This is a genomic window from Arthrobacter sp. 10N410 (assembly GCF_056394945.1).
Map to the genome: position 1 here is coordinate 519,472 of NZ_JBFTIP010000003.1, position 18,079 is coordinate 537,550.

General features: G+C 68.9%; 20 protein-coding genes. 10 read left to right on the forward strand and 10 right to left on the reverse strand.

Annotation, left to right across the window (positions count from 1 at the left end):
- Positions 1-109 precede the first annotated feature (109 nt).
- On the forward strand, positions 110-1,081 hold the full coding sequence (hutG, locus tag AC1DB8_RS10130; protein WP_476892924.1) for a formimidoylglutamase: 972 nt from the start codon (positions 110-112) through the stop codon (positions 1,079-1,081).
- Between the two features lie 35 nt (positions 1,082-1,116).
- Here hutG and AC1DB8_RS10135 read toward each other — a convergent pair whose 3' ends face one another.
- A complete protein-coding gene (locus AC1DB8_RS10135) occupies positions 1,117-2,421 on the reverse strand; it encodes a cation:proton antiporter (RefSeq protein WP_476892925.1) in 1,305 nt (434 codons plus the stop codon).
- 190 nt (positions 2,422-2,611) lie between these two features.
- Here AC1DB8_RS10135 and AC1DB8_RS10140 point away from each other — a divergent pair, with 190 nt between their 5' ends.
- Positions 2,612-2,848: a hypothetical protein gene (locus tag AC1DB8_RS10140; protein WP_441418000.1), complete on the forward strand. Its 237-nt coding sequence runs from the start codon at positions 2,612-2,614 to the stop codon at positions 2,846-2,848.
- A 92-nt stretch (positions 2,849-2,940) separates the two neighbouring features.
- Here the strand turns inward: AC1DB8_RS10140 and AC1DB8_RS10145 are convergent, their stop codons facing one another.
- The 4 genes from AC1DB8_RS10145 to AC1DB8_RS10160 form a co-directional block, all read right to left on the reverse strand.
- Positions 2,941-3,177 carry a hypothetical protein gene (locus tag AC1DB8_RS10145; RefSeq protein WP_441418001.1) on the reverse strand — a complete coding sequence of 79 codons (237 nt, stop codon included), beginning with the start codon at positions 3,175-3,177 and terminating at the stop codon, positions 2,941-2,943.
- A 164-nt stretch (positions 3,178-3,341) separates the two neighbouring features.
- A complete protein-coding gene (gene hutH, locus AC1DB8_RS10150; RefSeq protein ID WP_441418002.1) occupies positions 3,342-4,934 on the reverse strand; it encodes a histidine ammonia-lyase in 1,593 nt (530 codons plus the stop codon).
- Entirely contained in the window at positions 4,931-6,634 is a 1,704-nt protein-coding gene (locus AC1DB8_RS10155; protein ID WP_441418003.1) for a urocanate hydratase, read from the reverse strand. Before AC1DB8_RS10155 ends, hutH begins: the two co-directional genes overlap by 4 nt.
- 159 nt (positions 6,635-6,793) lie before the next feature.
- The gene (locus AC1DB8_RS10160) at positions 6,794-7,669 is read right to left on the reverse strand and encodes an IclR family transcriptional regulator (RefSeq protein WP_476892926.1); all 876 of its coding nucleotides are present in this window, start codon (positions 7,667-7,669) and stop codon (positions 6,794-6,796) included.
- Between the two features lie 205 nt (positions 7,670-7,874).
- Here AC1DB8_RS10160 and AC1DB8_RS10165 point away from each other — a divergent pair, with 205 nt between their 5' ends.
- Both AC1DB8_RS10165 and AC1DB8_RS10170 read left to right on the forward strand, forming a co-directional pair.
- The gene (locus tag AC1DB8_RS10165; RefSeq protein WP_441418005.1) at positions 7,875-8,213 is read left to right on the forward strand and encodes a hypothetical protein; all 339 of its coding nucleotides are present in this window, start codon (positions 7,875-7,877) and stop codon (positions 8,211-8,213) included.
- Positions 8,210-8,584, forward strand: coding sequence for a hypothetical protein (locus AC1DB8_RS10170; protein ID WP_476892927.1), 375 nt, complete (start codon positions 8,210-8,212; stop codon positions 8,582-8,584). The genes AC1DB8_RS10165 and AC1DB8_RS10170 overlap by 4 nt, the downstream gene beginning before the upstream one ends.
- Here the strand turns inward: AC1DB8_RS10170 and AC1DB8_RS10175 are convergent.
- Positions 8,572-9,024, reverse strand: coding sequence for a DUF5956 family protein (locus tag AC1DB8_RS10175; protein WP_476892928.1), 453 nt, complete (start codon positions 9,022-9,024; stop codon positions 8,572-8,574). The genes AC1DB8_RS10170 and AC1DB8_RS10175 overlap by 13 nt on opposite strands.
- A gap of 229 nt (positions 9,025-9,253) precedes the next feature.
- Between AC1DB8_RS10175 and AC1DB8_RS10180 the strand changes: the two genes are divergently transcribed.
- The gene (locus AC1DB8_RS10180) at positions 9,254-9,553 is read left to right on the forward strand and encodes a hypothetical protein (RefSeq protein ID WP_476892929.1); all 300 of its coding nucleotides are present in this window, start codon (positions 9,254-9,256) and stop codon (positions 9,551-9,553) included.
- A gap of 149 nt (positions 9,554-9,702) precedes the next feature.
- Here AC1DB8_RS10180 and AC1DB8_RS10185 read toward each other — a convergent pair whose 3' ends face one another.
- From AC1DB8_RS10185 to AC1DB8_RS10195, 3 genes are all read right to left on the reverse strand, one after another.
- Positions 9,703-10,335, reverse strand: coding sequence for a flavin reductase family protein (locus AC1DB8_RS10185; protein WP_476892930.1), 633 nt, complete (start codon positions 10,333-10,335; stop codon positions 9,703-9,705).
- Positions 10,336-10,477: 142 nt separating this feature from the next.
- Positions 10,478-11,227, reverse strand: coding sequence for a 3-hydroxybutyrate dehydrogenase (locus tag AC1DB8_RS10190; RefSeq protein WP_175322546.1), 750 nt, complete (start codon positions 11,225-11,227; stop codon positions 10,478-10,480).
- Between the two features lie 68 nt (positions 11,228-11,295).
- Entirely contained in the window at positions 11,296-12,675 is a 1,380-nt protein-coding gene (locus AC1DB8_RS10195; protein ID WP_441418010.1) for an MFS transporter, read from the reverse strand.
- 133 nt (positions 12,676-12,808) lie between these two features.
- Here AC1DB8_RS10195 and AC1DB8_RS10200 point away from each other — a divergent pair, with 133 nt between their 5' ends.
- Entirely contained in the window at positions 12,809-13,726 is a 918-nt protein-coding gene (locus AC1DB8_RS10200) for a LysR family transcriptional regulator (RefSeq protein WP_476892931.1), read from the forward strand.
- Between the two features lie 28 nt (positions 13,727-13,754).
- On the opposite strand, the gene AC1DB8_RS10205 is transcribed toward AC1DB8_RS10200, so the two are convergent.
- Positions 13,755-14,735 carry a spermidine synthase gene (locus AC1DB8_RS10205; protein ID WP_476892932.1) on the reverse strand — a complete coding sequence of 327 codons (981 nt, stop codon included), beginning with the start codon at positions 14,733-14,735 and terminating at the stop codon, positions 13,755-13,757.
- Between the two features lie 181 nt (positions 14,736-14,916).
- Here AC1DB8_RS10205 and AC1DB8_RS10210 point away from each other — a divergent pair, with 181 nt between their 5' ends.
- The 4 genes from AC1DB8_RS10210 to AC1DB8_RS10225 all read left to right on the forward strand — a co-directional run bounded on the left by AC1DB8_RS10210 (position 14,917) and on the right by AC1DB8_RS10225 (position 18,026).
- A complete protein-coding gene (locus AC1DB8_RS10210) occupies positions 14,917-15,789 on the forward strand; it encodes an ATP synthase subunit B family protein (protein WP_476892933.1) in 873 nt (290 codons plus the stop codon).
- Complete coding sequence (locus AC1DB8_RS10215) at positions 15,786-16,217, forward strand: phage holin family protein (RefSeq protein ID WP_441418014.1); 432 nt, start codon at positions 15,786-15,788, stop codon at positions 16,215-16,217. The genes AC1DB8_RS10210 and AC1DB8_RS10215 overlap by 4 nt, the downstream gene beginning before the upstream one ends.
- A 15-nt stretch (positions 16,218-16,232) precedes the next feature.
- Positions 16,233-16,829, forward strand: coding sequence for a DUF3618 domain-containing protein (locus AC1DB8_RS10220; protein WP_476892934.1), 597 nt, complete (start codon positions 16,233-16,235; stop codon positions 16,827-16,829).
- A gap of 81 nt (positions 16,830-16,910) precedes the next feature.
- Positions 16,911-18,026 carry a YihY/virulence factor BrkB family protein gene (locus AC1DB8_RS10225; protein ID WP_476892935.1) on the forward strand — a complete coding sequence of 372 codons (1,116 nt, stop codon included), beginning with the start codon at positions 16,911-16,913 and terminating at the stop codon, positions 18,024-18,026.
- Positions 18,027-18,079 lie beyond the last annotated feature (53 nt).

Here is an 18,079-nt window from a genome sequence, read left to right on the forward strand (position 1 = left end):
TTGCCGTGAAATGTCATCTCGGCGGCGTTTAAGCAGGGTTTCCGGGATTTCGGACACTCCGACGGCGGCGCTGCTGGTTTTCCGGCACGGGCTGCGGTGAGCTAGGGACATGCCTTCTTCCGCCCGCACCGCCGACGTCCCGCCGCAGCCCTGGACCGGACGGTTCGACGGCGACGGCGCCGACCACCGCCGCTGGTGGCAGGCCGTGACGCCCTACACTGCCCACCCGCTCGGGCACCGGCAGCCGGCCGCGTCCGCCGGCGCGCGTCCCGCCGTCATCCTCGGCTTCGGCAGCGACGCCGGAGTGCGGCGCAACAAGGGCCGGGTCGGGGCCGCCGCCGCGCCCGCCGCCATCCGCGCCGCCCTCGGCCCACTGGCCTTCCATTTGGACCGGGAAGTGCACGACGCCGGCGACGTCACCGTCACCGGGGACGCGCTGGAGGCCGGGCAGGCACGGGCCGGGCTCGCCATCACCGGCCTGCTCGACGCCGGCGCCCTGCCGGTGGTCCTCGGCGGCGGCCACGAGACCGCCTTCGCCAGCTACCTGGGCGTGGCCGGCTCCGCCGCGGTCCGGGAGGGGCTGAAGGTGGGCGTGCTGAACCTGGATGCGCACTTCGACCTCCGCGACGAGCCGGTGCCCAGTTCCGGCACCCCGTTCCTGCAGATGGCCCGGGCAGAAGCCGCCGCGGGACGCGAACTAAAGTACGCCGTCGTCGGGATTTCCGAACCGAACAACACCAAGGCGCTGTTCCGGACCGCCGCGGAACTGGGCGTGGACTACCTGCTGGACGAGGAGTGTACCGCGGACGCCGCGCAGGCTTTCGTGGCCGCGTTCCTGGCCCAGGTGGACGCGCTGTACCTGACCATCGACCTGGACGTGCTGCCGGCGTCGGTGGCGCCCGGGGTGAGCGCCCCGGCGGCCTACGGCGTCCCGCTGCCGGTGATCAGCGCCGTCTGCCGGCAGGTGGCCGCGAGCGGGAAACTGCTGCACCTTGATGTCGCGGAGCTGAACCCGGACTTCGACGTCGACGGCCGTACCGCAAGGGTCGCCGCGAGGCTGATCAACACACTGCTGCGGTAGCTGGCCGGCGGCGCGGCACGGCTCGCCGGGGGCGCTCAGATGGCGGTGCGCGGCGCCTGCCCCTCGTCGCCGTGCTGCTCCACCGCGCGGCGCTCACGCAGCCGGTCCAGCCGGTTCATCACCGGCGCCGTCGTCGCGCCGTGCAGCACGATCGACATGGCCACGACCAGTCCCACAAACGCCCAGAGTTCCTGCGCCTGGGCGCTGAAGTTGCCGCGGCCGAGGGCGTAGCCGAGGTAGTACAGCGAGCCGATGCCGCGGATGCCGAAGAAGGAGATGGCGATGCGTTCCCGCGGGCCGGTCTTGCCCCGGGCCAGCCCGAGCCAGCCCGCCAGCGGTCGGACCAGGAGCAGGAACGCCAACGCCACCAGCACCTCTGTCCAGCCGATCCCGGCCAGCAGGCCGCGTGCGATCGCCCCGCCCAGCAGCACCAGGATGACCACGGTCATGAGCCGTTCCAGCTGCTCCACGTACGAGTGCATCACCCGGTGGAAGCCGTGCGTGCGCTCGGCGGCCCGGATGGTGACAGCGCAGACGAACACTGCGACGAAGCCGTAACCCTCGACCATTTGCGTGACGCCGTAGGCAAGGAATGTCGCCGCGAGGGCCACAAAGCCCTCGGAGTGGTTGGAGAGCCGGACGCTCTCATGCCGGGCCGTGAAGAAAAGCCGCCCCAGCAGCTTGCCCGTCGCGAGTCCCAGCAGCACAGCGATGCCGATCCGCCAGAGCACGTCCACGGCCAGCCAGTGACCCAGCCAGCCCGACGGCGAGGCGCCCACGAAGCTGATGGCGATGGCCAGGTAGACGAAGGGGAACGCCAGCCCGTCGTTCAGGCCCGCTTCGGAGGTGAGGCCGAAGCGGATCTCGTCCTCGCGCTCGGTCTCGCCTTCCTCGTCCGCGGGCTCCCCCACCTGCACCTCGGAGGCCAGGACCGGGTCGGTCGGGGCCAGGGCGGCCGCGACCAGGAGCGCGGCCCCAAGGCCGAGCCCCAGGAACCACATTCCCAGCAGGGTCAGGCCGATGATGCACAGCGGCATGGCCAGGCCCAGCATCCGCCAGGTCGTGGACCACCGCCGGCGACCGACGGGCCGGTCCAGCGCCAGTCCGGCGCCCATCAGCGAGATGATGACGCAGACTTCGGTCAGGTGGGTGAAGAACTCCCCGTGCTGCAGGGGGTCGGGGTTCGGCAGGGCCGGCATCAGCGTGAACGCCAGCATCCCTGCCCCGAGGAAAACCATCGGCATCGACAGGGGCGCGTTGCGCAGCAGCTTGGGCAGCACCGCCGCGATGAAGACGGCGATTCCGGCCGCAAAAAAGACAATACTGGGAGCTTCGAACATGTGCACGCCCTCCTGCCACAACCGGGGTGCAGGCCCGGAATGGGTCGGGGCGCCGTTCCAACAGAACGGCGCCCCTCGCCTAAAAAGATATACCGCCACCTGCACACTATCGGCTCCGGACCGGGACGCCACGCCGGACAGACTAGAATAGCGGGTGGCCAACCGGCCAGATTCTAGGAAAGACCAGTCAATGAACACACACACCATGCGGACCCAGGCCTCTGACGCCACGTCCATCAAGCTCTCGTTTGCCAGGGCGGAGGAGGTCCACCACGGCCTCGAAAACGCCGTTAACACCCTGATCGCTTCGGCCGTCCAGGACCGCCGCTGCGGGATCCGGGTTACCCGCCACGAGCCGGGCGCCTACACCGTGGCGCTGGACGACACCGTGCCCTTCGGTGAGACCCACGAGGACGTCGCGGCCTAGTCAGCGCGGGCCGGAACAGGCCAAGGGCCGGTGAGGGATGCACCCCTCACCGGCCCTTCTTTGTGCTTGATTCTGCGCCGCGGCGCCGGCGCCTAGCTGCGCCGCACCTGCACACCGTCGGACTTCAGGAACAGCTGCGCCTCCGAGGGTGTACCCGGCACCAGCCAGAGCACATTTCCGCTGGACGACACTTCTTCGACTTCCCCGGCTGCCAGCAGCTGTGCGTGCTTGAGGATTTCGACCTGGTCCCCCGCCTTGAGGCTCCTCCAGTCGGAGACCGTGGCGGCGAACGCCGTGCGCCTGGACATGACCGTCCCGCGTGATTTCATGAACTTCTACCCCTTTGTAGGTTCGTTTTTTACTTTTCCGCCACAACGTCTTTGGTGTGGGCTACATCATATTCTTACTACATTTGCTGCGCCCCCGGCGGCCGTGTTGCCGAACATTTCGGGGGCGCCGGGAAATGCCCGGCCGGCTCGTATTTTCTTTGCCGTCAGGCCAGATTTCCGACGGCGGATTCGGCGGCGGCGCGCACCTTGCCTGAGGCCACGAGCAGGTCGGCTGCCTCCAGCTCAGGTGAGAGGAACCGGTCGGTTCCGGGCCCCTCGACGACGTCGCGCAGCACCGCGATCACTGCGGCCCCTGCCGGGCCCGGCGTGAGTTCGCCGCCGGAGAGCTGGGTGCGGATGTCCAGGGCCCGGGCGGAGGTCACCAGCTCGATCGCCAGGACGCGGCGCAGGTTCTCCACCGCGCGGCGCAGCTTGCGGGCCGCGTGCCAGCCCATCGAGACATGGTCTTCCTGCATGGCCGAACTCGGGATCGAATCCACCGACGCCGGAACGGCCAGCCGCTTGTTGTCCGAGACCAGCCCGGCCTGGGTGTACTGCGCAATCATCAGGCCGGAGTCGACGCCGGGATCCGCGGCGAGGAAGGCCGGCAGCCCGTGCGAGCGGGCCGGGTCCAGCATCCGGTCGGTCCGGCGCTCGGCGATGGAGCTCAGGTCCGCGACGGCGATCGCGAGGAAGTCCAGCACGTAGGCCACCGGGGCGCCGTGGAAATTGCCGTTGGAGCTGACCCGGCCGTCCGGCAGGACCACGGGGTTGTCGATCGCGGCGGCGAGTTCGCGCGAAGCGACCAGCGCAGCGTGGTCGACGGTGTCGCGGACGGCGCCGGCCACCTGGGGGGCGCAGCGCAGCGAGTAGGCGTCCTGGACCTTGGTGTCGTTGACCCGGTGCGAGGCCACGATCGGGGAGTCGGACAGCACCCGCAGCATGTTGTCCGCGGAAGCGGCCTGGCCCGGGTGCGGCCGGAGCGCGGCGTGCAGCTCCGGCAGGAACACCTGGTCCGTGCCGAGCAGCGCCTCGACGCTGAGCGCGGCGGTGATGTCCGCCGTCGTGAGCAGCTGGCGGATGTCCGCGATGGCCATGAGCAGCATGCCCAGCATGCCCTCGGTGCCGTTGACGAGCGCCAGGCCTTCCTTCTCGGCGAGGGTGACGGGTTCAATGCCGTGCGCGGCGAGGAGCTCGGCGACGGGGCGTCCGCCCTTGCCGCCGAACAGTTCGCCGTCCGGGCCCACGGCTTCGCCCTCGCCCATCAGGACCAGGGCGCAGTGCGAGAGCGGCGCGAGGTCGCCCGAGCAGCCCAGCGAACCGAATTCGCGGACCACCGGCGTGATGCCGGCGTTGAGCACGTCCACCATGGTCTGCAGCACCACGGGGCGGACGCCGGTGCGGCCGGAAGCGAGGGTCTTGGCGCGCAGGAACATGATGCCGCGGACCACCTCGCGTTCCACGGCCGGGCCCATGCCGGCGGCGTGGCTGCGGATCAGCGACTTCTGCAGCTGGGTGCGCAGCCCGCCCGGGATGTGCCGGTTGGCCAGGGCGCCGAAGCCGGTGGAGATGCCGTAGGCCGGCGTCTCGCTGTGCGCGAGGTCGTCGATGTGGGCGCGGACCTTGGCGACGGCGTCGAGGGCGTCCTGGGCGATGGTCACGTGGACGCCGTGGCGGGCGACGGCGACGACGTCCTCGGGGGTGACGCCGCTGGAGCCGAGGGTGACGGTGAGCGGTGAGTGGGTCGTAAGGGTCACTTTGTGGTTCCTTCGTTCATGGGGATGCGGACGCCGCGTTCCTTGGCGACCTCGACGGCGCGCTCGTAGCCGGCGTCGGCGTGGCGGATGACACCCATGCCGGGGTCGTTGGTGAGCAGGCGCTCAAGCTTCTGCGCGGCGAGCTCGGTGCCGTCGGCGACGGAGACCTGGCCGGCGTGGATGGAGCGGCCGATGCCCACGCCGCCGCCGTGGTGGATGGACACCCAGGTGGCGCCGGACGCGGTGTTGAGCAGGGCGTTGAGCAGCGGCCAGTCGGCGATCGCGTCGGAGCCGTCCGCCATCGCCTCGGTCTCGCGGTACGGGGAGGCGACGGAGCCGGAGTCGAGGTGGTCGCGGCCGATCACGATGGGCGCCTTGACCTTGCCCTCCTTGACCAGCTGGTTGAACAGCAGGCCGGCCTTGGCCCGCTCGCCGTAGCCCAGCCAGCAGATGCGGGCCGGCAGGCCTTCGAATTCGACGCGCTCCTGCGCGGCGTCGATCCAGCGGTGCAGGTGCTTGTTCTCCGGGAACAGCTCCTTGATGGCCTTGTCCGTCACCGCGATGTCCTCGGGGTCGCCGGACAGGGCCACCCAGCGGAACGGGCCCAGGCCCTCGCAGAAGAGCGGGCGGATGTAGGCCGGCACGAAGCCGGGGAACTCGAAGGCGCGGTTGTAGCCGCCCTTGCGGGCCTCGTCGCGGATGGAGTTGCCGTAGTCGAAGACCTCGGCGCCGGCGTCCTGGAATTCGACCATGGCCTGGACGTGCTTGGCCATCGAGGCCTGCGCCTTCTTGGTGAAGCCTTCCGGGTCGGCGGCGGCCTCGCGGTGCCACTCCTCCACCGTGATGCCCTCGGGCAGGTAGCTCAGCGGGTCGTGCGCCGAGGTCTGGTCCGTGACGATGTCCACGGTGAGCTCGCCGGCGTTGTGGCGGCGCAGGATCTCGGGGAAGACGGTGGCGGCGTTGCCGACGTAGCCCACCGACCAGCCGCGGCGCTCCTCCTTGGCTTTGAGCACTTTGGCGATGGCGGTGTCGAGGTCGGTCTCCACCTCGTCGAGGTAGCGCTTGCCGGCCCGGCGGCGCAGGTGGCTCTCGTCGACGTCGACGATCAGGCAGGCGCCCTCGTTGAGGGTGACGGCGAGCGGCTGCGCGCCGCCCATCCCGCCGCAGCCGCCGGTGAGGGTCAGGGTGCCGGCGAGGGTGCCGTTTTCGTCCCCGGTGAGCTTGCGGGCGATCGCGGCGAAGGTCTCGAAGGTGCCCTGCAGGATGCCCTGGGTGCCGATGTAGATCCAGGACCCGGCGGTCATCTGGCCGTACATCATCAGGCCCTCGGCCTCGAGCCGGCGGAATTCGGGCCAGTTGGCCCAGTCGCCGACGAGGTTGGAGTTGGCCAGCAGCACGCGCGGCGCCCACTCGTTGGTGCGGAAGACGCCGACCGGCTTGCCGGACTGGACCAGGAGGGTTTCGTCCTTTTCCATGGTTTCCAGGGTGCGGGTGATCGCGTCGAACGCCGCCCAGGACCGGACCGCGCGGCCGGTGCCGCCGTAGACCACGAGGTCATCCGGGCGCTCGGCCACCTCGGGGTCCAGGTTGTTCATCAGCATGCGCAGCGGGGCTTCGGTCTGCCAGCTCTTGGCGGTGAGCTCGGTGCCGCGGGCTGCTTTGACCGGGCGGGCACCGGTGGTGAAATCGGCGGGTGCCATGGGGGCTCCTTCGTTGTTTCGGGTGGTTCCTGGGAGAGGTTCTGTATCAACTAAAGCCTGTCCGGAGCCCCGGAAACAGGGGCTTCGTGAGGGTGCTGTCCGGGATTCCAGACCCAACTGGCTAGCAGTAGTTGTCGTTTTGCGCAGCCATAACGACAACTACTGCGAGCTAGTTGGGCTGGGGCGGCCGTGGATCCGGACCGAGAGATCGTCCGCGACCTTCTTGACCCGCGCGGCCAGGACCGGCCACTGGTCCGTGGGCAGCTTGTCCTCCAGGAACGTCACGGCGACGGCGGCCGTCGGCCAGCCCGTGTGGTCCGTGACGGCGGCCGCGATCGAGCCGAAGCCGGGGGTCACTTCGCCGTGTTCGGTGGCGTAGCCCCGCTGCCGGACCTGGTCCAGATGCGAGGACAGTGCGGAGTACTTGGTGATCGGCGATTCGGTCTCGTGCCGGGCACTGAAGGCCGCGGCGTTCGGGTATAGCGCCCGGACCTGGGACTTCGGCAGCGCGGCCAGGATCGCCCGGCCGCTCGCGGTGAGGTGGCTGGGTAGCCGGACGCCGACGTCGGTCACGAGGGAGGGCCGGTTTTTCGCCCGCTCCTCGACGATGTAGAGCACGTCCCTGCCGTGCAGCACGGCGAGGTGGGCGCTCTCCCCGATCACGTCCACCAGCGTCGCAAGCATCGGCCGGCCGAGCCTGGAGAGCGGCTCCTGGCGGGAGTAGGCGGAGCTGAGCTCGAAGGCGCTGATGCCGAGCCCGTACCGCTGCTCCTCGTGCAGGTGCAGCACAAAACCGTTCGCCTCCATCACGCCGAGCAGATGGTAGACACTGGAGCGCGGCAGGCCCAGCGCGGTGGCAATGTTCGACGCCGCCATCGGCCCGCGCTTGGAGGCCAGCAGTTTCAGGATCCGCAGCGTGTTCTCGGCCGCCGGCACCTTGGACGCCGGCCTGGCGGCGGCCGGCCTGGCCGCAGCCGGCTTCGGCGGGGCACTGGGGGTTCCCACGGGCGGGGTGGTGGCGTTGGCGGCTGACATGTGGTCCTCTTCGTTTCGGGTGTGTGTCCGGTATCCCGTACTTAAGCATGCGCCCGGCTTTCCACTCTCAAGGACCCAGCGCATCTCACATTGTCTGGAATACCAGACAATCATGCTAGACCGGGCGGGGGACTTCCGCCCCTAGCCCGGCCACGGGAGAAGGTGCTTCGCTGAACGAAGCCGCCGGAACATCAGGAGGACCGCCGTGCGCTGGATCGCAGGACTGTTCTTAATCGCCCACGGCCTCGTTCATCTCGCCATCTGGCTGCCGCGGCCGGACGAAAAGGCGCCGTTCGACGTCGGCCGGTCCCCCTTCGCCGGGGAGGTGCGCCGTCTCGCTGTTGCCCTGGCCATCGCCGCCGCGGCGGTATTGGGGCTGGCGGGCCTGGGACTCCTGGTGGCGGCGCCGTGGTGGATCCCGGTCACGGTAGCCGGGGCCGGAATCTCGGCCGCCCTGCTGGTGCTCACGTTCAACCCGTGGTGGCTGATCGGGCTGGGCATTAACGCAGCCATCATCGTCCTCGCCCTGCAGCAGCCCGGGTGACGGGTGTGGTTACCCGGCGCACGGAGTTCCAGGGGGCGCAGCTGAAAGCGGTGAAGGCGGTCCATACCCTGGCGTGGTTCACGATCGAGGCGGCGATGGTCTATGTCCTGTACTCCGGGATCCGGGGACGCTCCGACCGGAGGGCGGGCGTCGCCGGCGCCGTGGTCTTCGCCGAAACCGCGGTCTTTGCGGGCAACGGCTTCCATTGCCCGCTCACGGCGGTCGCTCAACGGCTCGGCGACAGCACCGGCTCCGTCACGGACATCTATTTGCCGAAGTGGTTTGCCCACAACCTCCCGGCGATCCACGTCCCGCTAATAGTCGCGGCGGTGGCGCTCCACTGGCGGAACCTTCGCCGTCAGCCCCGGTAGAGCCGGACCATCGCCGCCGGGGTGGCTGCCCTCAACCGCGACGGGTGCATCCCGTCGTTAGGCAGCCCCGCCGTCGCGCCTTCCCAGACGGCGGCCCAGAAAGCATCGGGACCATTAGCGGCAGCGGCCGGCGGGCGCAGGTACCAGTCGAAGCCGCGCGGGCGGGGCGGCAGGCCGGCATGAACCAGATAGGTGTCGATATCGTCGTCGATCGACTCCAGGTCCGCGTCGGTCAGGAGCGAAGGTTCCCGGGTCACGCGTCCGTCGCTGTATTGGATGACGACGACGGTCTCCCGGTTGCGGGGCGCGGCGGGGACCCGCACGACGTTTGGCGGACCCGCGGCCCACACCATAAGCGCACCCCAGCCGTTTTCGGGCGCCGGAATCCAGCCTTCGGGCGCGGTGGACGCCTGCCTGGCACCCCACGGGTCCTCACTCATGGGCCCACCCTAACCGTCGCGCCGGAATTCGTTGCCCCGAGTATCCCGTGACCGGGATCCAAGTGGTGGTCGGCGAAGAAGGGGTACGTGTTACGCGTGTTACTGGTGGGACGAGTTCGTACAGTGGGCGGACGGGGGCGCCGGAACGAAGACGGCAAGGCTGGGGAGTCTGTCCACGTCGTTTCGGTCCCCCGTGAAGGAACTTCGTTCGCTGGCAAGGAGCAGCCCGATGCGCATTTCCCCAGCACGGCCAATCAGCACAGAACAGCCAATCAGGACAGCCCAGCCCGCACGCCCGCAGCCGGCTGCCCGTGTCGCCCGGGCCTTGCGGCAGGCTGCACGCCGCGTCTACGAAGGCCGCGTCCCGTTCCGCATCGGCCAACTGGTCGTGGGCGACGACCCGTTCAATGGGCGCAGGGAAGGGACGGTCGAGGTCATCCGCGCCCCGTTCGTCGGCCTGCGCATCCCCGGGACTCCCGCCGGAACCCTGTTCTACTTCGATCACCGCAACGTACGGCAACCCGAATAGGCAGACCAGGACGTCCTTTGCAGTCCGCTCCGGGAAGTCCTTCCGTCTCCCCGACTCGGCGCTGCAGGACGGCACCCCACAGACCGCCACACCGACCTCCTGGCAGCATCAAGCCGGCTGCTCGCCGGCCCGGGCCCCTACGCGGGCGGCTAAGCCTCCCGTTCGGCCCTCCGCCGGAAATCGCCCGGCCAGTCGGACCTCCGGATCCGGCCTAGTTCCTGAACCGGCCCCGGGTGCCCCCACTCGTCGCGCCCGAGCCGGGCCAGCGGCCCGAGCAGGTCGATGCGCGGGTGGCTGCCATCCAGGACATCGGCAGAGACCGCAGCGTGGGTGACCTCGCCGAACACCAGCACGCAGTCACCCATGGCCAGCGTCGAATGCAGGCGGCACTCCAGGGCCGCCGGCGACTCCGCCACCCGGGGCACGCTGACCGTCAGGCTGGCCTCCCGGGTGAGATTGGCGGCATCGAACTCGCTGACCTCCGGCGGGAAGTTGGTGCCGGTCGCGTTGACCTCGGCGAGGAAGTCGGCCGGCGCAAGATTGACCACAAATTCGCCTCGCGCGGAGATGTTCCGCAACGTGTCCTTCCGGCCCACCGAGGTGAACTGGATGATCGGCGGTGTCACCGACGCGACAGTGAAGAAGGAATGCGGAGCGAGGTTGTCCACCCCCTCGACGGAGGTGCTGGAAACCCAGGCAATAGGACGGGGCACGACGACGGCTGTCAGCAGCCGGTAAAACTCTTCGGAGGGCAAGTCGGCGGGGCTGAAATCCTTGCGCATGCCCCCAGCCTAGCGGCACGCCCCGCGGCGAAGCCGCCACCAAACCTGGCCCGGCTGACAGACAACTGACCCGCCCGGGCAGAGATGCCCGGGCGGGTCAGGGCCAGCGCGTCAGAGCCAGCGGGTCGGAGTTGTGAGCGCCCTATCGGGCGGACCAGCCACCGTCCATGGTGTAGCTGGCGCCGGTGACCATGCCGGCGTCGTTCGAGGCCAGCCACGCCACCAGCGAGGCCACCTCCTCGGGTTCGACCAGCCGCTTCACGGCCGCCTCGGTGAGCATGATCTTGGCCAGCACCTCGGACTCCGGAATGCCGTGCACCTTGGCCTGGTCCGCAATCTGCGACTCGACCAGCGGCGTCCGGACATACCCGGGGTTGATGCAGTTGGACGTGACACCGTGGGCACCGCCCTCCAGCGCCGTCACCTTGCTCAGCCCTTCCAGGCCGTGCTTGGCGGAGACGTAGGCGCTCTTGAACGGCGAGGCCCGAAGCCCGTGGACCGACGACAGGTTAATGATCCGGCCGAAGCCGTTGGCGTACATGTGCGGCAACGCAGCCCGGATCAGCAGGAACGGCGCCTCAAGCATGAGGGTGACGATGCGGCGGAAATCTGCCGGATCAAAGTCCTCGATCGGACTGATGCGCTGGATCCCGGCGTTGTTGACCAGGATGTCGCAATCCAGGCTGAGCGTCTGCAGGGCCTCGACGTCGAGCAGGTTCACCGCCCACGCGGTGCCCCCGACTTCGTCGGCGAGGGCGGTGGCGGCGGCTTCGTCGACGTCGGCAACCACCACCTTCGCGCCCCTGGCAGCGAGGGCACGGACGCTGGCAGCGCCGATCCCGCCCGCGCCGCCGGTGACCAATGCCTTGCGGCCGTTGAGTGTATTTTCCATTACCCAGCCTTCCAGTTCAGAGATTCACGGTCATCAGATTCAAGCAGTTCAGCGGACGTTCAAGCAGCTCAGCGGACGGCCGCTACTGCAAGGCCTTCACGTTCGGCGTCGGCCCGGTCCACGTCCTCGAGGGCGATGCCCTTGGTTTCCTTGAGGCTGAGCACTGCCACCGTGGTGATGGCGCAGGCCACCAGGAGGTAGATGGCGGTGGGCAGCCAGGAACCGGTGTCCTTGAGCCACGCGGTGGCCAGCAGCGGCGCGAGCGAGCCGGCGAAGATCGAGGTGACCTGCGAACCCAGCGAGACGCCCGCGTAACGCATCCGGGTCGGGAACAGCTCCGACATCAGCGCCGGCTGGCCGGCGTACATGAAGGCGTGCAGGCACAGGCCGATCGTCACGGCGAGCACGATGACGACGGGGTTGCGGGTGTCGAACATCGGGAAGGCGAAGAACGGCCAGGTGGCTCCGGTGATGGCTCCGACCAGGTAGACCGGCTTGCGGCCCCAGCTGTCCACAAGCCGTCCGACCTGCGGGATGACCAGGAAGTGGATGAGGTGGGCAATCAACAGGGCCAGCAGCAGCGAGGACGTGTCGTACTTGTGGACGCTCTTGAGGTAGACAATCGCGAAGCTCACCACGAGGTAGTACATGATGTTTTCCGCGAACCGGAGGCCCATGGCCTGCAGGATGCCCTTGGGATACTTGCGGATGACTTCGCGGACGCCGTAGCTGGCGGCCTGCTCCTGCTCCAGCTGCGCCTTGGCCTCGAGGAAGATCGGGGCTTCGGAGACGTTGGTGCGGATGTAGTAGCCGACGAACACGATCACCGCGGAGAGCCAGAACGCCACGCGCCAGCCCCAGCCGAGGAAATCCGCGGCGCTGAGCACGTTGGACATGATGAACAGGACCAGGGTGGCCAGCAGGTTGCCGACCGGGACCGCCGCCTGGGGCCAGCTGGACCAGAAGCCGCGGGACTCGTTGGGGCTGTGCTCGGCAACGAGCAGCACGGCGCCGCCCCATTCGCCGCCCAGCGCGAAGCCCTGGATGAAGCGCAGCGCCACCAGCAGGGCCGGCGCGAGGTAGCCGATGTCGACGAAGCCCGGGAGGCAGCCCATCAGGAAGGTGGACACACCGATGATCACGATGGTCAGCTGCAGGGTGGGCTTGCGGCCCAGCTTGTCGCCGATCTGGCCGAAGACGATGCCGCCGAGCGGGCGGGCGACGAAACCGACGGCGTAGGTCAGGAACGCCTGGATGATGCCGTCCAGTTCATTGCCGGTGGCGGGGAAGAAGTACTTGCCGAACACCAGGGTGGCGGCGGTGGCGTAGAGGAAGAATTCGTACCACTCCACGACGGTGCCGACCATCGATGCGGCGACGATTTTCTTCAGGCCTGCACCCTTGGTGGCTGCGGCGGGGGGTGTTGCGGAGCGTTGGTCTACGCTCATCTCGTTCTCCTTAGTGTCCACGATGACACGCGCCGTGATGCACAGCACTGAAAATGGGCTTCATCGAGTATTGCCGCAGATTCCTTGCGGTTCAATGGCCAAACCGGCACGATGTATGTGCAGAATTGCAGATATGAATGCAAATCCCGACGACCTGCTGGTGCTGCTGGCGGTCTCGCGCTCGGCCAAATTTACGACGGCGGCCCAGGTCCTGGGCTTGAACCACACCACGGTCTCCCGCCGGATCGCTGCCCTGGAGAAGGCCCTCGGCGGCCGCGTGCTGTCGCGGGCCGCGGGCGGCTGGGAACTGACGGAACTCGGCGCCTCCGCGGTCGCCGTCGCCGAGCAGGTGGAAGGCGCCGTGCGCTCGCTCGAAAAGCCCGGCACGACGCCGGATCCCGTCACCGGCGTCGTGCGGATGACCGCCACCGACGGTTTCAGCGCCTACATCGCGGCCCCCGCGGTGGCCCGGCTGCGCCGCCACCACCCCGGGCTCAGCGTGGAGATCATCACGGTGACCCGGCGGGCGCTGCAGCAGCGCTCCGGCCTGGACATCGAGGTGGTGGTCGGCGAGCCGCAGGTGCACCGGGCCGAGGCGGCCCGGCTCGGCGAATACATGCTGGGGATGTACGCCTCGCGGAGCTACCTGGCCGAGTACGGGACGCCGCGCTCCGTGGACGAACTGGAGGCGCATCCGCTGGTCTACTTCGTCGATTCCATGCTCCAGGTGGACGACCTCGACGCCCCGCGGCGGCTGGTGCCGACCATGCGGGACGGGCTGAGCTCCACGAATGTCTTTGTCCACGTGGAGGCGACGCGGGCCGGGGCCGGAATCGGCTTCCTGCCCTGCTTCGCCGCGGACCTGCATCCGGACCTGGTCAGGCTGTTGCCCGATGAGTTCGCCGAGCGGTTGCCCTACTGGATGGTCCTGCGGCCCGACTCGATGCGCCGGCCGGCCGTCGCCGCCGTGGTCCAGGCCCTGCGCGAGCAGACCGACGCTCACCGCGAGGCGCTGATGGGCCGGGGCGGCTACGCAGCGATTGCTCCGTAGGCGCCGTTTTGGGGCCGCAAAAGGGCCGTTACGGAGCAGTCGACGACGTCGGGTCCGCGGCTTTCGGGTCCGCGGCTTTCGGGTTCGCCGACGTCGGGACTGCCGCCAGCGGGACCGCCGCCTCCGGGTCGTGGCGGACGGCGGCGCCGGCGGCGAAGGCGCGCACCTTGGCATCGTGCCAGATGTGCGCCGGCACCGCGCCGCCCAGCAGGCGCCGTGCGAGGCCGGGGTCGTCGTCGAACGGCGCGTCGCTGCCGGCGATGATCATGTTGCCGTAGCGCCGGCCCTTGAGCATGGCCGGGTCGGCGATGATTACCGTGTGCTCGAAGGCCGCAGCGATCGTGGCAGCGTCTTCGCGCGCGTTGGCCAGCGCCGGGGCGTCGCCGGAATTCACCAGGTAGATCCCGCCGGGCGCCAGGACACGCTTGGCGTGGCCGGTGAATTCGCTGGTGGTGAGCGGCCGCGGTGTGACGGAGCCGGCGAAGACGTCGCGGATGATGAGGTCCCGCGTCTGCGGCGTGAGGCTCTCGGTAACCTCGCGGGCCTCCCCCACGCGCAGGCGCAGCAGCGGCGCCTTGGGCAAGTCGAACCAGCCGCGGACGTACTCGGCAAGTTTCCCGTCCAGCTCCACCACCACCTGCCGGGCGTCCGGATAGGCGGCGTGGAAGTAGCGCGCCAGCGAGCAGGCCCCCCCGCCCAGGTGCAGGGCACGCAGCTTCGGCCGGGTCGGCGGCGGCCAACGCGACTCGACCAGCGCCGCAATCCAGCGCATGTACTCGAAGTCAAGGAACAGCGGGTCGGCGAGGTCGATATGGGAGCTCATCACGCCGTTGATCCGCAGCAGCCACCCGGTCGAGTTGTCCTGGTCCGGGATCAGCTCGCAGTCGCCGGTGTCGATGTAGTAGACGCCCGCGACCGGGCCGTCCGGGCGGCTGCCCTTCGGCACTTCCACCACTCCCGGCGTCGACGTCCCGGCGTTTCGCCCGGCCGCCCTGCCGCGCTTTGCCATCAGCTATCCGCCATTCCGCTCATGGACCAACCCTAGCTGGCCAGCGCCGGCCGATTTTCAAAATTTCCTTGTAATCAAATGCGAAGCGTGCTTACTATCTAATAGTAATCATGCTTACTATTCGCGTTCGGCGCTGCTGGTTTGCTAACCGGCAGCAGATCTACAAGGAAAGAGAGCGACGATGACAGAGAACCAATGGCCCCAGGACGGTAGCTACGGAACCCCGACGGCGACGCAGGGCACGGAGCTAGGTACAGAGCCGGCACTGCGGCAGAGCTCGACGTTCCCGCCCGCCTCCACCGGGACGCCCTCGAAGACCGACACCGCCAAGGGCGAAGCCGGCGAGGTCAAGCAGCAGGCCGCGGAATCGGCCCAGAACGTTACCGAAACGGCAAAGGCCGAAGCGGCCAACGTGGCCGGCGAGGTCAAGAGCAACGCCAAGGACCTCATCAACCAGGCCCGGACGGACCTGACCGCCCAGGCCGGCACGCAGCAGCAGAAGGCTGCCCAGGGCCTGCGCTCCATTTCCAGCGAACTCCACACCATGGCTGAGGCCTCGGACCAGCCCGGCGTCGCGACCGACCTGATCCGCCAGGCCGCCGAGCGGTCACAGTCCGTGGCGACGTGGCTTGACAACCGCGACCCCGGTTCGTTGCTCAATGAGGTCAAGTCCTTCGCCCGCCAGCGGCCCGGCACCTTCCTGCTGGCCGCTGCCGGCGCCGGCATCCTGGCCGGACGCCTCAGCCGCAGCCTCAGCGCCGGGGCTCCGGATACGACGTCCACCGGCACCACCGGCACCACCGGCACCCCGGCGCAGTACAGCGCCCCGGTCACCCGGGTGCCCGACGCCGGCGTCGCGGTCCCCCCGCCGCCGGTGACCTACCCGGAGACGACGACCGCCGGCGTAGCCGATACCTACCCGCCCAGCCCGCTTGAGGGCACCGGCGCGCACGCCGACCAGTGGGCTAACGACCCGCTGGCCGCCGATCCGTACCGCATTGATCCCACCGTCGACCCCGACCGTAAGGATCCGTTCGACGGAGGCCGTCGATGAGCAGCGAGATGCCCACGGGCGCCCCGATGCCTCCCACCGAGGCCCATGTGAAAGCGGAAACCAACTCCCTGGGCGATCTACTAGGTGACGTCACGCGGGACATGTCCACCCTGATGCGTCAGGAAGTGGAGCTCGCCAAGGCCGAACTGAAGCAGACCGCCGGCCGGGCCGGCAAGGGCGGCGGCATGTTCGCCGGCGCCGGCGTCGCAGGCCACTTCGTCCTGCTGTTCCTCTCCCTCGCCCTCTGGTGGGGTTTGGGAACGCTGATGGGGCTGGGATGGTCCGGCGTCGTCGTCGCGATCATCTGGGGCATCATCGGCGCCGTCCTGGCCTCGATGGGCCGCAAGGAACTCAAGGCGATGAAGGGCATGCCGCAGACCGCGGAAACCCTCCAGGAAATCCCCCCGACCCTCAAGCCCAGCCACTAGAGCGAGGAAAACACAATGACTGAAAACCCGGATGCCATCCGCGCCGACATTGAAGCAACCCGCGCCCGGCTCGGCACCAACGTCGACGCCGTGGCCGACAAGGTCACGCCGTCGCACATCGTCCAGCGCCAAACCGACAAGGTCAAGGACGCCGTCTTCGGAGTGAAGGAGAAAGTCATGGGAGCAGCCGACCACACCGCCGGCAACGTGCATTCCGCAGGCGGCAGTGCCGCCTCGCACCTGAACGACGCCGGCTCCGCCGTCGCCGACGCACCGCACCTGGCCAAGACCAAGACGCAGGGCAACCCGCTCGCCGCAGGGCTCATCGCCTTCGGCGCCGGCCTGCTGGTGTCCTCGCTGATCCCGGCGAGCCAGAAGGAACGCGAGGCAGCGGACGCCTTGAAGACGGCCGCCGAGCCGCTCACCACGGAGCTGACCGAAGCCGCGCAGCACGTGGCCGAGGGTCTCAAGGAGCCTGCCCAGGCCGCCATGGAGAACGTCAAGGCCACGGCCGCCGACGCCGCCCAGAACGTCAAGGGTGAAGGCCAGACGGCCGTCGCCGACGTGAAGGACCGTGCGGCCGACGCCAAGGACAACGTCCAGCAGGCCTAGCCCGACCCGGAAGACGGCCGGTTGCCCTCGCTGACGCGCTGGGCAGCCGGCCGCTGCGCTTAACCACGAAAGAAGATTCCGATGGCCAAGAACCTCACCAAGGCGGACACTGGCTCCATGGACGACGCCGAAACCCCCGAGAGCAGCACCGCCAAGGCGCGCACTGCCCCCGCCCCGGACGACGCGCGCAAGCCGGACCGCCCCACCGATGTCACCAAGCCCTCCTGGAAGTACATCGCCAAGAAGACCCTGCGGGAATTCACCAAAGACCAGTGCCCCGACCTCGCGGCGTCGCTGACCTACTACTCGGTGCTCTCAATCTTCCCGGCGCTCCTGGCGCTGGTGTCCCTGCTGGGTCTCTTCGGAGACGCCCAGAAAACCACCTCGGCGCTGCTGGACATCGTCCAGGGCATCGCACCCGGCCAGACCGTGGACACGATCCGCCCGGTAGTCGAAGAACTGGCCAGCTCCTCGGCCGCGGGCCTGACGTTCATCGTGGGCCTCCTCACCGCCCTCTGGTCCGCCTCCGGCTATGTCGGGGCGTTCGGGCGGGCCATGAACCGGGTGTATGAGACCGACGAGGGCCGGCCGTTCCTGAAGCTGCGCGGCACCATGCTCGGTGTCACGGTCGTCAACCTGCTGATCGTCGTCGTGCTGGCCGCGATGCTCGTGCTCAGCGGCCCGGTGGCCGAGTCCGTCGGAAACATCATCGGTCTGGGCGGGGCGTTCCTGGCCGTCTGGAACATCGCCAAGTGGCCGGTGATGCTGGTGCTCGTGATCGTGGCTATTGCCATCCTCTACTACGCCACCCCCAACGTTAAGCAGCCCAAATTCCGCTGGATGAGCATGGGATCGGCGATCGCCCTGGTGGTCTTCCTGCTGGCATCCCTGGCGTTCGGCTTCTACGTGGCCTACTCCAACAGCTACAACAAGACCTACGGTGCAATCGGCGGCGTCATCATCGCGCTGCTCTGGCTTTGGATCCTGAACATGTCGCTGCTCTTCGGCGCCGAGTTCGACGCCGAAACCGAACGCGGCCGCCAGCTCCAGGCCGGCATCGAGGCCGAGGAAACCATCCAGCTGCCGCCGCGCGACACGAAGAAGAGCGACAAGCTGCAGGCCAAGGAGGAAGAGGACATCCGCCGCGGACGGGAGCTGCGGGAAGAACACAGCGGCCCCGAACGGGCGGGGGACTAAAGCCCCTAGCCGTCCCGTTCCCCGCACGGGTAGTACTGGGGGACGCACCGCTG

What these genes read in the sequence shown, in the direction of transcription:
- AC1DB8_RS10195 (WP_441418010.1), bottom strand. Translation starts at nt 12,675, where the DNA reads ATGAGCGTAGACCAACGCTCCGCAACACCCCCCGCCGCAGCCACCAAG.
- AC1DB8_RS10220 (WP_476892934.1), top strand. Translation starts at nt 16,233, where the DNA reads ATGACTGAAAACCCGGATGCCATCCGCGCCGACATTGAAGCAACCCGC.
- AC1DB8_RS10185 (WP_476892930.1), bottom strand. Translation starts at nt 10,335, where the DNA reads ATGCGCAAGGATTTCAGCCCCGCCGACTTGCCCTCCGAAGAGTTTTAC.
- AC1DB8_RS10190 (WP_175322546.1), bottom strand. Translation starts at nt 11,227, where the DNA reads ATGGAAAATACACTCAACGGCCGCAAGGCATTGGTCACCGGCGGCGCG.
- AC1DB8_RS10145 (WP_441418001.1), bottom strand. Translation starts at nt 3,177, where the DNA reads ATGAAATCACGCGGGACGGTCATGTCCAGGCGCACGGCGTTCGCCGCC.
- AC1DB8_RS10180 (WP_476892929.1), top strand. Translation starts at nt 9,254, where the DNA reads ATGCGCATTTCCCCAGCACGGCCAATCAGCACAGAACAGCCAATCAGG.
- hutG (WP_476892924.1), top strand. Translation starts at nt 110, where the DNA reads ATGCCTTCTTCCGCCCGCACCGCCGACGTCCCGCCGCAGCCCTGGACC.
- AC1DB8_RS10160 (WP_476892926.1), bottom strand. Translation starts at nt 7,669, where the DNA reads ATGTCAGCCGCCAACGCCACCACCCCGCCCGTGGGAACCCCCAGTGCC.
- AC1DB8_RS10155 (WP_441418003.1), bottom strand. Translation starts at nt 6,634, where the DNA reads ATGGCACCCGCCGATTTCACCACCGGTGCCCGCCCGGTCAAAGCAGCC.
- AC1DB8_RS10140 (WP_441418000.1), top strand. Translation starts at nt 2,612, where the DNA reads ATGAACACACACACCATGCGGACCCAGGCCTCTGACGCCACGTCCATC.
- AC1DB8_RS10205 (WP_476892932.1), bottom strand. Translation starts at nt 14,735, where the DNA reads ATGGCAAAGCGCGGCAGGGCGGCCGGGCGAAACGCCGGGACGTCGACG.
- AC1DB8_RS10225 (WP_476892935.1), top strand. Translation starts at nt 16,911, where the DNA reads ATGGCCAAGAACCTCACCAAGGCGGACACTGGCTCCATGGACGACGCC.
- AC1DB8_RS10210 (WP_476892933.1), top strand. Translation starts at nt 14,917, where the DNA reads ATGACAGAGAACCAATGGCCCCAGGACGGTAGCTACGGAACCCCGACG.
- AC1DB8_RS10200 (WP_476892931.1), top strand. Translation starts at nt 12,809, where the DNA reads ATGAATGCAAATCCCGACGACCTGCTGGTGCTGCTGGCGGTCTCGCGC.
- AC1DB8_RS10135 (WP_476892925.1), bottom strand. Translation starts at nt 2,421, where the DNA reads ATGTTCGAAGCTCCCAGTATTGTCTTTTTTGCGGCCGGAATCGCCGTC.
- AC1DB8_RS10175 (WP_476892928.1), bottom strand. Translation starts at nt 9,024, where the DNA reads ATGAGTGAGGACCCGTGGGGTGCCAGGCAGGCGTCCACCGCGCCCGAA.
- AC1DB8_RS10215 (WP_441418014.1), top strand. Translation starts at nt 15,786, where the DNA reads ATGAGCAGCGAGATGCCCACGGGCGCCCCGATGCCTCCCACCGAGGCC.